The following is a 15,209-nucleotide window of genomic DNA, read 5'->3' as shown; positions in this document are numbered from 1 at the left end:
CAGCGGCCTCACACCCTACGAATACATCGCCAAGCTCTGGACCTCAGAGCCAGAACGCTTCATCGTCAATCCGATCCACCAGATGCCGGGACTGAACACCTAGAGACGGACCAGCCGTGAGCGAAGAAGAGAAACAGCGCACGGTCGATACGACCCTGATCTTCGCGCCCGTTCACCTACGCCGACTGTGATCGTAACCAAGGCAACGGACACACCCGCCGGAATCCACCTTAGTGACTAAATGGATCATCGATCTTGGCGGAGCGGGAGGGATTCGAACTTGCTCACTAAGCGGCTGATTTCGCCGCTCTTCTGATCGATTCGTTTTCCTGCGATACCTCGGATTGTACCCCGACGACCTTTTCTTCTGAAAACCGGTGCTTACAGGCGCAGTTCGACTCGTACCATGGTATTCGAACCCACGATACAAGGCAACCCTTCACACTATGGCCTCCGATCCGCCAGCCTCGCGAGAGATTTGGGATTGGGGACTTTAATGACTGGCATCTATTAAGCGCATCGGCGTCCACCGGACGCCTTTGCCTATGGCCGGCGACTTGACGGTGGTGGACGATCTCAGCCGGAAATGCCTGATGCTAGTGGCTGACACACGTCGCTCCTCGACAGCATTTACAGATTGCACCATACCCAGCGGGGTATAAGTGGCGACTATACCCTACAAGATATATTGCGAATTATGCCTTGTGGGGTATGCGATCCGCGAAAGGCGCTTCGATGACCCAATTTGCCCGCTCTCCAAAGCAGCTTGGCACGCTCATTCACAACGCGCGCGTAGGCCGCAATCTTACTCAGCAAGCTCTCGCCGATCTTGTGGGAACGGGGCAGAAGACCGTTTCGCGGATTGAGGGCGGCCACCCGGGAACCAAGCTCGAGACAGTGTTCGGCATCATTGCAGCACTCGACCTCGATTTGACGCTTGAACCGCGTCGCAAGGACGGTGCCGATCTCAGCGAGATCTTCTGATGGCGCCCCGCAAGACCCATGCGCCGTTGAACGTGTTGATCAACAATCGTCGTGTCGGCCGTCTCGAGAAGGAGCCCAGCGGCGCGGTGTCCTTTCGATACGACCAGAGTTGGCTCGATTGGGAGTACGCGTTCCCAGCGTCGCTGTCGCTGCCCCTGCGTGCGGCGGCCTATCGTGGTGCGCCGGTCATCGCCGTGTTCGACAACCTCCTGCCCGACGATGCCGACATGCGTCGCCGTGTAGCCGAGCGAACCGGCGCTGAGGGCACCGACCCCTATAACCTTCTGGCCAGGATAGGCCGCGATTGCGTGGGCGCCATGCAGTTCCTGCCCGATGGCGAAACCGCCAACGCCAGCGGCGGCATCCAGGGGGAACCGCTCGGCGACGATGACATCGAGAAGCTCCTCGCCAATCTCAGAGGCGTCCCGCTCGGTATCGATCCCGACCGGTAATTCAGGATTTCGATCGCCGGTGCGCAGGAGAAGACCGCGCTCCTCCGCCACGAGGGCAAGTGGCTGCGGCCCGTCGGCACGACGCCGACGTCGCATATCCTCAAGCCGCAGTTCGGTGAGATCCCCACCTCGACCGGCACCGTCGACATGACCGGGAGCGTCGACAACGAGCATTACTGCCTCGCACTGCTCGGCGCATTCGGCCTGCCGGTGGCGCGCACCGAAATCGCCATGTTCGGCAAGCGCCGGGTACTGGTTGTCGAGCGGTTCGACCGGCAACGGCTCTCCGACGGCAGGCTGCTGCGCGTGCCGCAAGAGGATTGCTGCCAGGCGCTCGGCGTCCCGTCGTCGCGAAAATACCAGAACGAGGGCGGCCCCGGTGCTCCCGACATCATCCGCCTGCTCGGTGCCAGCGATGATCCCTCGGCGGATCAGAAGACGTTCCTGGCAGCCCTCGTGCTCTTCTGGTTGATCGGCGCGACCGACGGACACGCGAAGAACTTCAGTGTCTTCCTGCGACCAGGCGGCGGTTTCAAGCTCGCCCCCTTCTACGATGTGCTCTCGGTCCAGGGCGCCGTCGACCGCGGACAGCTCAATCGCAAGAGCTTCCGTCTCGCCATGGCAGCCGGCAGCAGCCGCCACTATCGAATCGACGAGGTGCTCGGCCGGCACTTCGCGCAGACGGCGAAGGCCGCCGGGGTCGGGCCCAGGGTCGTCGAGCAGGTGCTTGCCGGGGTCAAGGAGAGGGCCATCGCTGCAGCCGACGCCGCGCGGTCCGCGATGCCGGATGATTTTGCCGACGACATCCACGATAGCATCCGCAACGCCATCGCCGCCCGTCTGGCGGAACTGGACACCGCCTTCGCCGAACCCGGTTGAACGGTCTTCTCAGGCCATCGATTATTGTTTCTACCCTGCCGTAATGCGGGCAGGGTTCAAACTGATCGGCTATTGGCCCGAAATGACCGCTACAGCGACAAAGCATGCCGGTAGCTTGATTGAACGCACGCCCCTCCCGGCGATGTCGCGCAGATCTGGAAGCTGCGCTTTGCCAGGTTCACGGCGAGGATGTGGACGTCGGTCATCTGCTCCTCCTTCGCTTGGCACCTTCCGGTGCCGGTCCGGAATCATACGACGCCACTCGAAGGGGGCGTCCACCCCATCAGTTCAAGGGTGATATCGCAGATTAGACTGTCGCCTACACCCTTGGACGTTGGCGACGTTCACCGAACGGCCCCGTCGTTTACCGACGCGATCAAGGCGGCAAAGCGCGCCTTCACCTCCGGCGTCGCGCGAGATCGGGAAACCGTGGCAGCCAGGCGTTCGACGCGAGCGTCGAACGCCTGCATCAATTGGTCGAGCCGCTCGGGATGGTATTCGATTAGTTGCCCCAGCTCAGCTGCAAGCGAGACGTCGTCGGGAAGCGGGGCCGGCGGTTCCCATTGGTTCTTGAGCCAATCCACGGCCGTTCGTACCCGCTTCATGCGATACAGCAGCCCATCGATCCGGGCGCTGGAATCGGCGAAATCCACCACGACGTTGATCTCGGTATCGGCCGCTTGCGCGGGGATGGTGATGCTGGCGGTCAGCGTGTCGCCAGCATAATGCCAGCCGCCTTGGCTCGCCTGCTCGGTCCGGTCGTAGGGACGACCGTTCACCGTTACGCGACTGGGAAAACGCGCACTCGGCAGTTCGATCGTGATTTGCCGGTCGGGCGCCATGCCAACGTAACGCCCTTCCCGCGGGCGCACCGTGATCGCGGCACGCCGGTCGTCGTAGCGGCTGGTGATCGTCGTGAAAGCGTATTGACCGTCGCGATACCGCTCGCTGTCGCCGGCATCGGCGTACATGCGCCGCTCGGCCTCTCCGCCGGGGTAGGCGCGGACGACGATGTTTCGGTCGTCGGCCTTCTGAAGCTTGCGAACCGATTCCGGATACATCGGCACCACCGCACCGGCGCGGACGAACACCGGTATTTCTTCAAGCCGGTAGTCCCGTTCGACGGTACGCCCGCCCGAGACCAGCTCGCCGCGGTTGGTGTCGTACCAGCGCCCGGGCGGCAGCCAGATCGACACGTTCGCTACGCCGTCCTTCATCGGTGCCGTGACCGGAGCGACGAGCATGTCGTCGCCGAACATGTACTCGCCCGTTGTCTGGTAGGCATGCGCTTCTTCGGGCCAGTCGTAATAGAGCGGGCGCATGATCGAGACGCCGCTGTCATAGGCCTGACGGGCGGCGGTGTAGATGTAGGGCGCCATGCGGTACCGTTGGTCGATGGTGTCCCGAAGAACGGCGAATACGTCGGGCGAGAAACGCCACGGCTCCTTGCGCAGGCCCGCCTCCTTGGCCGAATGCGTGCGCAGGATCGGGCTGAACGCGCCGAACTGCATCCAGCGGACGTACAGTTCCGGATCGATCTGGCGTTCGCTGACTGGCGTGGTTTCCGCGAAGAAGTGACCGCCGATATCGTGGCTCCAATACCCATACAGGACGTTGGACGCGGTGGCGGTGAAGTAGGGCTGATAGGCGAGCGATGGCCAGGAGATGACCGAGTCGCCCGAAAAGCCGATCTGGTAGCGATGGTTCCCCATGCCGCCCCAGCGATGGTAGATCATCGCCCGCTCGGCCTCTGTCCGCTGCATGTGGCTGTAGAAGACGTAGTTCAGCCACCAGGTGTTCGACAGGCCGGGCATCGCCTTCGAATCCGCCCATTGCTGCCAGTCGAGCCACCAGAAATCGACGCCGGCACGCGTCAGCGGGTCGAGCGTGATATCGAACCAGTTGCGGACGAACCGCGGGTCCGCGGCCTCAAACGGAACTGGCGCGCCGCCGGTGATCCCCATTGCCTTGGCGAAGGCGGGATAGGTTTCCTCATCCGAAGGAATGCCGGATGCAGGATGCAGGTTCAGCGTCGTCTTGAGCCCCTTGCCGTGCAGCCAGGCCAGCAGCTTGCCCGGTTCGGGGAACAGGCTGCGGTTCCAGGTATAACCTGTCCACCCGACCGATTGCCCGAAGACGTCGCGCTGGACGTGTCGTTCGTCCCAGCTAAGCCCGTCGGTCCGGTGCCAGTCCATGTCGACGACCATCACGTCCAACGGCAGGCGATACCGCTCGAAATCGTTGACCAGTTCGCGCATCTCGCGGTCGGAATAGTTCCAGTACCTCGACCACCAATAGCCAAAGGCGTAGCGCGGCGGCATCGGTTCGCGGCCCGCGACGCTGGCATAGTCGGACAGGGCGCGGCGATAGTCGTGGCCATAGCCGAAGAAGTACAGGTCTTGGCAGTCGGCACACGCGCGTTTCTGCGCCCAAGGCCAAGGATCGCTGCTGAAGAGAAAGGATGCGGAATCGTCGAGGACATGCCAGCCGGCGCGCGACAGTAATCCCTGGCCGAGATCGAGCTTTTCCCCACTGTCGATGTGGCGATCGCCAGAGTAGCGATCCACCGTGCGCGCGGTTCCGCCCAGGTTTCCGGACTCCGGATCACCCGGATGCCAGTCGAAGGCGGGCTTGAGGCGGCGTGAACGCACCCGCAGGTTGGACTTGTCGAACCGGCCGCTGCCGATCCGATAGGTCAGCGTCAACGCGTCCGTCTGGATTTCCAGCACGCCGCTGCGGGTGCGCACCGTGTAGGCGGGAACCGGCTGTGCGCGATTGACGAAGACCTGCGAGGGAGCATCCACGAAACGGCCATTCTCGGCCCATTCCATCCGGATCAGATGGGGGGTGAGCACGGTGAAGCGGGCCGGCCCGCGCTCTACCACCGCGCCTTGCGACGCCTGCCCCTGCATCGCCGGCTGGACGGGTTGGGTCGGCTGCTGCGCCGAAGCGGCAGGTGCCAGGACGGATGCGCATGCCAGCAACAGCGGCAGGGTCGCGCGCGACTTGACCATGCGCGCGAGCATGGCGGGTGCACGATGGCTCATTCAGTCGATCCTCTGATCGTGCCGGGGGCGCAGGCCGGTGCCGTAAGGCGGCCGTCCCGCGTGTCGGAACGGGGCGAAACGCTGCTGCGCCTGCTCCAGCCGGGCGCGCATCTGCGCGACGACGTCCGGGTGCCGTTCGGATACGCTGTAGTTTTCCCCCGGATCAAGGGTCAGGTCGTACAGTTCGTCATACCCCTTGTCCTGGAAGTTCATCAGCCCACCGCGCCAATAGCCGCTCTGCACGTATTTGAAGCGTTGGGTGCGAAGACCAACCACGTTTTCGTCGTCGAACAGCAGAATCTCCTCGTGCGGCGACGCCGCGCCCTGGGTCAGGACGGCGGAAATGTCGCGGCCGTCCAGTTCCACTCCCGGCGGATTGCCGGAACCCGACAGGGCGCAGAAGGTGGGAAGCCAGTCGATTCCGCAGGTGATCGCCTCTGCCCGGCGGTTGGCGGGGATCACGCCGGGTTGCCGGACCACGCACGGCACGCGCGCGGCACCGTCGTAGGCCGCGCCGCCCTTGCGATCGCGCAACGGGCCGCTCGATCCCTCGAACCACGCACCGTTGTCGGATGTCAGAACCACCAGCGTGTCTTCATCGATCCCCGCCGATTTCAGCTTGGCGAGCAGCCGGCCGATGATGGAGTCGATCTCCATGACCGTGTCGGCATAGGGGCCGAGCGGCGACGCCCCGTCGAAAGGCGGCGGCGACTTGTTGGGGAGGTGCGGCGCGCTCAGCGCCAGTTCGAGGAAGAACGGACGCGTGCGGTTTTCGTCGATGAAGCGCTCGGCGGCGGCATAGAATTGCTGCTGGAGCACCGGAAGATCGACAGGTTGGCTCTTCACCTCGGTGCTGGTCGCGCGCGCCTCGTAAAGCGCCAGCGGGTCCATGTCGTGGCTGTACGGGATGCCGTAGAACAGGTCGAACCCGTGCTTTGTCGGGGGCCAGTAAGGCGCGACGTGCCCGAGATGCCATTTGCCGACCAGCGCGCTGGCGTAGCCCTCCAGCGCGTTGGCGATCGTCTGCTCCCCCAGCGGCAGGCCGCGATCGTCGTTGGGCCCAATTACCGCCCAGCCCAGCCCCGTGCGGACCGGGTAACGGCCGGTCAGGAACCCCGCGCGTGACGGCGTGCACAGGTTGGCCGGCGCGTAGTAATTTTCCAGCCGCAACCCCTCGCGCGCCAGTCGGTCGATGTTCGGCGTCGGGATGCTGCCGCCGTTGAAGCCGACGTCGCCGAAGCCCAAATCGTCGCACAGGACGACGATGAAGTTCGGCTTGCGACGCGCCCGTACCGCGCCGGCGGCGCGACTGGCCAGAACCAGGGTCGCCGCGGCGGATCCGAGTAGCTGTCTTCTGTTCATCGTATCTCCGGGGATCAGAAATTGAAGCGCAATCCGACCGAATAGGTACTATCGTCGAACGAATAGTCGCGCGGCAACAGCGGACGCCCGTCGACCGCGCGATACGAACGCGTCTTGCTGTTCAGCACGTTGGTCCCGTCCAGGTTCAGGACGATGCGCGGCGTCAAGTCGTAGCTCAAGCCGAAATCGAGGCGGCCATAGGCACGGTTCTCGTTGAGATAGACCAACTCCGTCGTCGGCCGGACGTCCTGCGCCTGGGTCAGGTCCCCGACCGCGAACTTGGACCGGTATGTATAGACCACACGATTGTGGAAGCCGTACTTCTCATACAGCAGGCCGAGGTTGAAACTGTGCTTCGAGACGCCGGTCAGCGGCAGGCCGAACAGGCGATCTCCGGGCGTCGTCACCTCGCTATCCGCCAGGGTGTAGTTGCCGAACGCGCCGATGCCCGACAAGGCACCCGGCAGGAAGTCCATGAACAGTTGGCCGCTGACCTCCAGGCCCCGCAGCTTGGCGCTACCGATGTTGCGCGGACGACTGATGTTGTACTCGACGCCGCCGATCAGCTCGCGGGTGACGGTGCTGGTGACGCGGTCCGCAATATCCTTGTAGTAGCCGACGATCGCGACATATCCGCGCCGGCCGAAATAATATTCCAGGCTGCCGTCGATGCTGTCGGACGATTGCGGCCGCAGTTCGGGGTTGCCGGCGGAGCCGGAGTTCAGGATCGAGGCGTTGGTGGATAGCGCATAGTTCAGCCCCGGGTTGAGCGACGCGAAGTCCGGCCGGCTGATCGCCTTGGCATAGGACAAGCGGGCCTGGAGGCCGCCGCCGAATTGCACGCGCGCCGAGAGGTTCGGCAGCAGATCCGTGTCCTGCGTCGAACGCTGCACGGGCGTTACCGTGCGAACGCCGTCCGGCGCGGTGACCACGCCGCTTCCCGCCACGTCGCGGGTCGTCCGCGTCAGGCGCAGGCCGACAAGGCCATCGACCGCGATCGCGCCACCCAGGTCGATGGCGTATTTGGCTTGAACATAGCTGGCCAGCGTCTTTTCGCTCGCGTCGAATCCACGCTCCGGCTGATAGGCGGGCCGGCCCAGCGGCACGCCATAGGCGGCGCGCAGGACGTCCTGCACGTCGTTGTCCAGAAGATAGCTGGTGCGTGGCACGACGAACTTGCCGCCGCCGTTCACCCGGCCGGGATAGTCGACCCGATCCAGGAAATCGGCGGGCAGTGCCACGCTCGCGATCGGGGTCGCATAATCCCCGCCCGGCGCCAGCTTGCCGAGATAAGCCGACAGCAGCGTACTGTCTCGCGAGGCATACCGGAACCCGCCGGAGATCTTCTGCACCACCCCATCCAGGTCGACGGACGCGTCACCCTTGATTGCGAACAATTCGCCGACCGCGTCGTCATAGTTCTGGTTCAGACCCTGCGCGAACCGGAAGTCGGACGGGTCGCCCATCGGGTTGCCCGGCGAATCGAAGGAGAGTCCGCCGTCGACATCGGTTCGCACGTTCAGCGCCGCAATCGGCTTGCCGATCACCACGGTGAATTGCTCGGTACGAGTCCGAGAACGCTGCCAGGAAACGTCGACATTGGCGTGCAGCGCGCCCTCGTCGTACCGGAAGCCACCCGCGGCCAGATAAAGGTTGGTCGTCTGGTGCCGCGCCTCCGCCTGCGCCTGTCCGAAGGTGTTGTTCGCCGTGTACGAAGACACGGTGCAAAGCCGGCGAACGGTGCCGTTGGGATTGTAGTAGCTGTTGGCGCCGACCTGGTAGTCGGCGCAATCGTCGTTCACGACCACGTCCGAAATGCTTTGCGCATTGAACACGTCGTGGAAGCTGTAGTTGTTGGCAAAGCGCGTGCGGTAGCCGGCGAACAGACCGTTGACATAGACCTGCAACGCGTCATTCGCCTGCCACTGCAGCGACAGGTTGGCTTGCGGGCGCTGATAGTCGCCATTCGAATTGAGTAGGTTGGCAGCGGTCGGCTGGACGATGCCGTCGGCGCCGGAGATCGGATACAATCTGCCGCGGAAATTGCCGTTAAAGGGGGTCTGGCGGCTGAACTTGTTGTCGGAATAGGACACGTCGAACAGTGCGCCGATCTCGCCGATACCGGTGTCCCAGCGATTTGCGACCAACAGGCCGATGGTCGGGTTTACGGCATCGGCGCGCGGCGCGTAGGTTGCGCGCGCGGTCCCGGCGACGGTCAGCTTCCGAAAGTCGAAGGCTTGGTGCAACTTCAGGTCGATTGCGCCTGCGACGCCGCCCTCGATCAGCTCGGCCGAGCTCGACTTGTAGACATCGGCACCTGCAAGCGCCTCGGCCGGCAGATCCCGAAACGCGAAGCCCCGGCCGATACCGGTGAAGATCTCCCTGCCGTCCACCGTGGTCAGGATGTCGCCCAACCCGCGAATGATCGGGCTGGCGATCTCGTTGTTTCCAGCAACCGTGACCTGCACGCCGGGCACACGCTGCAACGCGGACGCGACGGTTGGATCGGGGAAGCGGCCGATATCCTCGGCGACAATCGAGTCGACGACCTGATCTGCGTTGCGCTTGATCTGCGCTGCCTTTTCCAGGCTCTGCCGCACCCCCGTGACGACGATATCCTCGCCGACGAATTCGTCCTGCGGCGCGGGCGTGGATCCCGGCGCGGGGATGGACGGCGCCTGCTGCTGCACCGGCGTCATCTGAACGGCCGAGGCGGTCAGAACGGGCTTGGCGATGTCTCGGCTGCGCTTGACGGCGATGGACGGACCGACACGTACCGTCGTCAGGCCCGTACCGGCCAGCAATGCGTCCAGCGCTGCTGCCGTATCCATCGTACCGGAGATCTTTCGGACGACGACGCCCTCGACCACGTCCGACGATGCGATGATCAGGATACCGGCCTGCTTGGCAAAGAGCGGAATGGCTGTCGCGGCCTGCTGGCTGGCGATGTCGAAGTGACGCACTTGGGCCGATGCCGCCGGCGCTTGCACGATGTATCCAGCGCCTACGACCCCCGCCAGCAGCCAGTGGCAACGTCTAGCCATTCATCCCTCCCCTTGACGATCCGCGGCTTAAAACTTCCGCTTCTGCGATCAACGAGTGTGGCGAACGCCGATTCCGTCACCGGTCCGAAGATTTATTTTTCCGGAAAAGCGTGATCTGCCGATCTTTCGTCGAAACCGCCACCTCCAAGCTTTCGGCCAGCACGTCGGCAAACAATTCGGGCCGGCTTAGTTTGAAAACGCCGACGAGGCGCTCGTTCGCCAGGCTCTCCTCGCCCAATACGAGCTGGCGCCTATTGTATCGGTTGAACTGCTGAACGGCATACGCCAGCGTGTCGTTCTCCAGCCAGATTTCACCGTCGCGCCAGGCGAGCGACTGTTCGATCCGGTCGGGAGCGGATCCGATCACAGGCGCCGCGTCGCTCTTTCGAAAAATCGCGAATTGCCCCGCGTACAGTAACTTGGAACTGGTGGAAGTCTCGTTTGCCCAAGTCTCCACCACCCCTTCGGTCACCTGCACCCGCACCTCGTCCGGTGTCCGGCTCACGGAAAAAGCGGTACCAATGGCGCGCGCTTCGACACCTTCAACCTCAACGGTAAACGGCCGCTTCCTGTCCTTGGCCACCCTGAAGAACGCTTGTCCCTCCCTCAGTTTGATCCGACGTGCCCCCTCGGACATGGCGATCCGCAAGTCGGTATCCGAATCGACAACGGCTTCGGAGCCATCTTCGAGCGGCAGCCGCCGAATCTCGCCGTGTGCGGTCGCGATTCGCTCCTCCCCGGGGATGCGCACACCCACTACGGCCGCAATCGTCGCGGCAATGGCGCCGCCTGCGCCGGCCAGCATCCAACGGCGGTCAATCGTGACACGCTGTGCGCCGGGCATTCCGGCATCCCGCCGCGCACTGACCAAGCCGTCGTTGATCCGACTGAGGCCTGCGCGCGCGCGCAGCAAGGCGCCTGCATGGCGCCGGTCTTGCTTCAGCCATGCATCCATCTTGTCGGCGTCCTCGGGGCTCAACGGGTGGCGAACGGCCCAGCGCGCGGCGGCATCTTCGATCGCGTCAGTCACGACGCGTCCCCGTCTTCGGGGTCAGCTGCATCATCTCATCCGGTCGCGTGATCGTATCGAGAACGGCGCGCAAACTGCGGCTTGCATCGTTCTCGACAACGCGTTCGGTAACACCAAGCTGTTCCGCAATCTGCTTCTGGCTCAATCCTTCGACCTTTCGCATGACGAAGATGCGGCGCGCGCGTTCCGAAAGTGCGGCGAGCGCCGCCTGCAACCGGTCCAGGTCCTGCTTCGAGGCGAGGATCTGGTCCGGCAAGGGATCCGATCCGGCGAGTTCGTATCCGTTCGCTGCGGTTAACGGTTCAAGTCTGACGACGGATGCGCGCTTCAGTTGATGACGCGCCAGGTTGCGCGCCATGGTGAATAGATACGCCCGCGGGTTCAGGATCCGGGTCACGTCCTCGAACTCCGCCAGACGGCAATAGCATTCCTGTACGATGTCCTCGACGTCTCGGACGGCGATGAAGCGGTGCTGCAACCATTCGCGCAGGGCGCGTTCATGCGGCAGGATCTCGCGCCCGATCCAGTCAGCAACACTCTCTTCGTCCGGTACCATCCAAACTCCCGATGACCCCATGAGTCCGCAGCCCGCCCGTTCCGTCATGAAAAAATGCGTCTGTCGGATGCGACCGGTACCGAACGCGGACTCTGGGGCCTGCTTCCCAGTACCCGGCCCGCCCGCGGACTGATATCTTGCGCGCCTCGGCCGGACATGCAGTGCTGCACGGCTGCCACGGCCGGAAATGGCGTCCGCTTGCTTGGACGTGCGGCCGCACCCCACTTATCGTGGACTGTGGGAGGAAGTGACGACATGGTAGAAGCGATCGCACACGGGGACGACCTGATGGCTGGCATGCGCCGGTTGGACGGCGGCCGCTTTCGGATGGGCTCCGAGCGCTTCTATCCTGAGGAGGCGCCGGTCCGCACGGTGCGTGTCGACCCGTTCTGGATCGATGAAACGCCGGTTACGAACCGGCAGTTCGCGCGATTTGTGCAAGCGACCGGGCACATCACCGTTGCCGAGCAGGCACCCGATCCTGAGATTTACGCCGATCTGGAGCCGGAAAGGGCGATCGCCGGTTCGCTCGTATTCGAAAAGACCTCAGGGCCGGTCGACCTGTCCGACGTTTCCGCATGGTGGCATTTCCGCTTCGGGGCCGATTGGCGCCACCCGCTTGGCCCGGACAGTTCGATCGAGGGACTGGACGACCATCCGGTGGTACATGTCGCCTATGCGGACGCCGAAGCGTTCGCGCGGTGGGCCGGCAAATCGCTGCCGACGGAAGCCGAATGGGAATATGCCGCACGCGGCGGCTTGTCGGGTGCCGAGTTCGCCTGGGGGGACGAACTCGCGCCCGGCGGGGCGATGCTGGCGAACTATTGGCAGGGGCTCTTTCCGTTCGCCAACCAGATGCTCGACGGATGGGAGCGCACCTCGCCGGTACAAACATACCCGGCGAACGGCTTCGGCCTCTACGACATGATCGGCAACGTATGGGAATGGACCAGCGACTGGTTTGCCCTGCGGCGTCGCAACGCTGCCAAGGCTACCGGTCGCGGTGGATGCTGCCAGGTGCCGACCAATCCACGCGGCGGACGCGAGCGCGACAGCCTGGAACCAGGGGCGCCTGCAATCGGGCGAAAGGTCGTCAAGGGCGGCTCGCATCTGTGTGCGCAAAACTACTGTCAACGCTACCGTCCAGCGGCGCGCCACCCCCAGACCATAGACTCTTCGACCACCCATATCGGATTTCGCTGCGTCGTGCGTGAGACTCCTGCCACGAGCAGGTAAGGTGCCGGGCCCCGCCCGCCCCCCTTAGCGAGTCAACTCCGCGCCCTCGGCGCGGGCCGATCTGCGGTAATGACCTGTCCGCCCTTCAATGCGCGGGCGGCAGGGCGGGATAGTCGGAATAGCCTTTGGCATCGCCACCATAGAAGGTGTCCTGGTCGGGCTCCGCAAGCGGCGCGCCGATTCGGAAACGCTCGGGCAGGTCGGGATTGGCGATGAACGGCCTGCCGAAACTGACCGCATCCGCATCACCGCCGGTGATCGCCGCGGCCGCGCGTTCGGCGTTGTACCCGCCGTTGCCGATGTAGATGCCGTCGTAGCGGCTGCGCAGCCGCTTGAGCATCGCGCGCTGATCGTCGCTGGTGTTCTGACCGAAGAACTCCTCGATCACGTGAAGATAGGCGAGATTGCGGTCACCGAGCATGCGATAGGCGGCGTCGAAGGTCGCTTCGGGATCGCTGTCGCGGATGTCGTTGGCCTGGCCGAGCGGCGAAAGCCGCACGCCCACGCGGTCCGCCGGGAACACCTCGCCTACCCGGTCGAGCGCTTCGCGCAGCAGCCGCTGCCGATTCTCGATCGAACCGCCATAATCGTCGTCACGCCGGTTGGTGCCGTCCTGCAGGAACTGGTCGAGGAGATAGCCATTGGCCGCATGCACCTCGATCCCGTCGAACCCCGCCATCTTCGCATAACGCGCGGCAGCCGAATAAGCGTCGAGCGTGGCCGCGATCCCGTCGACATCGAGCGCTACCGGTTCGGACGTATCGGTCGGCCCTTCCGCGGTGAAGGTCTGCGTTTTGGCACGTACCGCGCTCGCCGACACCGGTTGCGCGCCGCCGGGCAGCAGCGAGGTATGGCTGATCCGCCCGACATGCCATAGCTGGCAGAAGATGGCGCCGCCGGCAGCGTGCACCGCCTCGATCACCGGTTTCCACCCCTCGACATGCGCGTCACTGTGGATGCCGGGCGTGTCGATATAGCCCTTGCCCATCGGCGAGATCTGCGTCGCTTCGGAAATGAGGAGCCCTGCCGAGGCACGCTGGCGGTAATAGGCTATCGCAAGCTCCTTTGGGGTCCCGTCGGCGTACGCGCGGCTGCGCGTCAGCGGCGCCATCAGCACGCGATTGCGGAGATCGAGCGCCCCCACGCGCAGCGGTCGGAAGAGGATGCTGGTATCGGTCATTCTTCGTTCCTTGATCGCCGTCAGGCACCAGCAGGTGTACCGGTGTCCTGGTCCTGTGGCAGTGGAATGGGGGTCGAGGCACAGATCGTCCGCAGCGCCTGCTTCAGACCTTCCTCGATGGTCGGGTGATAGAAGGGCATTTCGAGCAGTTCCGTTGCGGTGGTGCCGCGCTGGATCGCCCAGGCGAGCATATGCGCCAGATGCTCGCCGGCCGGCGCGATCAGATCGGCGCCGATCAGCCGCCCTTCGGGTGCGGCGGCATAGAGCGTCAGCACGCCGTCGTTACGACCCTCCACGCGTGCGCGTCCCTGATCGGCGAATGTCGCGGTGCCGGTGACGGCACCGTCCGCTTCGGCCTTGCCGATGGTGGCGAGCGCAGGTTCTGTGAAGGTGATGCTGAAGGCGGTGTTGCGTGACGCCCTGATCGGCGCCGGAAAGGCCGCGGCATTACGCCCGGCGATGGCACCGTCGTGCGAGGCTTCGTGGAGCAGCGGCAGATCGGCCGCGACGTCGCCGGCCAGGAAGATCGCGCTGTCGCCACAGCGCATCGTCGCGCGGTCGTGCAGCGGCACGCCCTCTTCGTCGAGCGGCAGCCCCGTCTTTTCCAGCGCGAGCGCTGCCAACTGCGGGCGCCGTCCGACCGCAACCAGCACCTTGTCGAAGACCGCCTCACCCGCGTCGTCGCCGGTCCAGCGCAGGCACACTCCCTCCTTCGCCGGCTCGGGCGACACCTCGACGCCCAGATGCAGGGCGAGATCGCGTTCGAGGACGTCGCGCAGGGTGGCGTGCACCTTGGGGCAGCGCAGCTTTGCCATGTGCTGCCCCTTGTCGAACAGCGCGACCGCGACGCCGAGGTGCGCGAAGGCCTGCGCCAGTTCGAGCCCGATCGCCCCCGAGCCGACCACAGCCAGCCGCTTCGGCAGATCGGAGAGATCGAAGATGCCGTCGCTGGTGAGCGCCGCATCGCCGAGCGCCGCGAACGGCGGCGGCAGCACCGGCGCCGAACCGGTGGCGATCACGATCGCGCGCGCCTCGATCGCGCGGCCGTCGTCCAGCACCAGCCGGTTCGGACTGTCGAACCGCGCCCGGGCACGGATTGCGACGCCGTCCGGCAGGGAGTGGATCGACGACTCGCGGGTGCGGGCGGCGAAGCGGTCGCGTTCGCTGCGCACCCGGCGCAGCACGGCCGCGCCGTCGATCCGCACCGACTCCACCTCGATCCCGAACAGCCCGGCACGGCCGATGCTGCGCGCCTCCTTCGCTGCCGCGATCAGCAGCTTGGAAGGCATGCAGCCGACGGTTGCGCAGGTCGTCCCCTTGAACGCGGGATCGATCAATACCGTGGATGCGCCATTCTTGCGCGCCGCGCGCTCGGCGGCGAGTCCGGCGGTGCCGGCTCCCACCACCGCGACGTCGCACTGCAAAAGCTCCGCCATCGT

General features: G+C 64.7%; 11 protein-coding genes and 1 pseudogene. 5 read left to right on the top strand and 7 right to left on the bottom strand.

Annotated features, from left to right (window positions below):
- The 4 genes and pseudogenes from ACBY01_RS05760 to ACBY01_RS05745 all read left to right on the top strand — a co-directional run.
- Positions 1-103: pseudogene (locus ACBY01_RS05760) on the top strand (IS481 family transposase); the annotation flags it as partial.
- Between the two features lie 632 nt (positions 104-735).
- Complete coding sequence (locus tag ACBY01_RS05755; RefSeq protein WP_416459822.1) at positions 736-984, top strand: helix-turn-helix domain-containing protein; 249 nt, start codon at positions 736-738, stop codon at positions 982-984.
- Positions 984-1,436: a HipA N-terminal domain-containing protein gene (locus ACBY01_RS05750; RefSeq protein ID WP_416459821.1), complete on the top strand. Its 453-nt coding sequence runs from the start codon at positions 984-986 to the stop codon at positions 1,434-1,436. Before ACBY01_RS05755 ends, ACBY01_RS05750 begins: the two co-directional genes overlap by 1 nt.
- A 6-nt stretch (positions 1,437-1,442) precedes the next feature.
- A complete protein-coding gene (locus tag ACBY01_RS05745; protein ID WP_416459830.1) occupies positions 1,443-2,315 on the top strand; it encodes a HipA domain-containing protein in 873 nt (290 codons plus the stop codon).
- Positions 2,316-2,659: 344 nt separating this feature from the next.
- Here the strand turns inward: ACBY01_RS05745 and ACBY01_RS05740 are convergent, their stop codons facing one another.
- The 5 genes from ACBY01_RS05740 to ACBY01_RS05720 all read right to left on the bottom strand — a co-directional run bounded on the left by ACBY01_RS05740 (position 2,660) and on the right by ACBY01_RS05720 (position 11,354).
- Positions 2,660-5,362 carry a glycoside hydrolase family 31 protein gene (locus ACBY01_RS05740; protein WP_416459820.1) on the bottom strand — a complete coding sequence of 901 codons (2,703 nt, stop codon included), beginning with the start codon at positions 5,360-5,362 and terminating at the stop codon, positions 2,660-2,662.
- A complete protein-coding gene (locus ACBY01_RS05735; RefSeq protein ID WP_416459819.1) occupies positions 5,363-6,724 on the bottom strand; it encodes a sulfatase-like hydrolase/transferase in 1,362 nt (453 codons plus the stop codon).
- 14 nt (positions 6,725-6,738) lie between these two features.
- On the bottom strand, positions 6,739-9,687 hold the full coding sequence (locus tag ACBY01_RS05730) for a TonB-dependent receptor (RefSeq protein WP_416459818.1): 2,949 nt from the start codon (positions 9,685-9,687) through the stop codon (positions 6,739-6,741).
- Between the two features lie 157 nt (positions 9,688-9,844).
- Positions 9,845-10,798: a FecR family protein gene (locus ACBY01_RS05725; RefSeq protein ID WP_416459817.1), complete on the bottom strand. Its 954-nt coding sequence runs from the start codon at positions 10,796-10,798 to the stop codon at positions 9,845-9,847.
- Positions 10,791-11,354 carry an RNA polymerase sigma factor gene (locus tag ACBY01_RS05720; RefSeq protein WP_416459816.1) on the bottom strand — a complete coding sequence of 188 codons (564 nt, stop codon included), beginning with the start codon at positions 11,352-11,354 and terminating at the stop codon, positions 10,791-10,793. Before ACBY01_RS05720 ends, ACBY01_RS05725 begins: the two co-directional genes overlap by 8 nt.
- A gap of 297 nt (positions 11,355-11,651) precedes the next feature.
- On the opposite strand from ACBY01_RS05720, the gene ACBY01_RS05715 reads away from it, so the two are divergent.
- Positions 11,652-12,590 (top strand): formylglycine-generating enzyme family protein, encoded by a 939-nt coding sequence (locus ACBY01_RS05715; RefSeq protein WP_416459829.1) that lies wholly within the window; start codon positions 11,652-11,654, stop codon positions 12,588-12,590.
- 85 nt (positions 12,591-12,675) lie between these two features.
- On the opposite strand, the gene ACBY01_RS05710 is transcribed toward ACBY01_RS05715, so the two are convergent.
- A complete protein-coding gene (locus ACBY01_RS05710) occupies positions 12,676-13,770 on the bottom strand; it encodes an alkene reductase (protein ID WP_416459815.1) in 1,095 nt (364 codons plus the stop codon).
- A 20-nt stretch (positions 13,771-13,790) separates the two neighbouring features.
- The gene (locus tag ACBY01_RS05705) at positions 13,791-15,206 is read right to left on the bottom strand and encodes a dihydrolipoyl dehydrogenase (RefSeq protein WP_416459814.1); all 1,416 of its coding nucleotides are present in this window, start codon (positions 15,204-15,206) and stop codon (positions 13,791-13,793) included.
- Between the last annotated feature and the right edge of the window lie 3 nt (positions 15,207-15,209).

This window comes from Sphingomonas mangrovi, assembly GCF_047975845.1.
Taxonomy (GTDB): Bacteria; Pseudomonadota; Alphaproteobacteria; order Sphingomonadales; family Sphingomonadaceae; genus Sphingomonas.
Note: the sequence above shows the minus strand (reverse complement) of the source record. Positions and strands in the feature narration are given on the sequence as shown.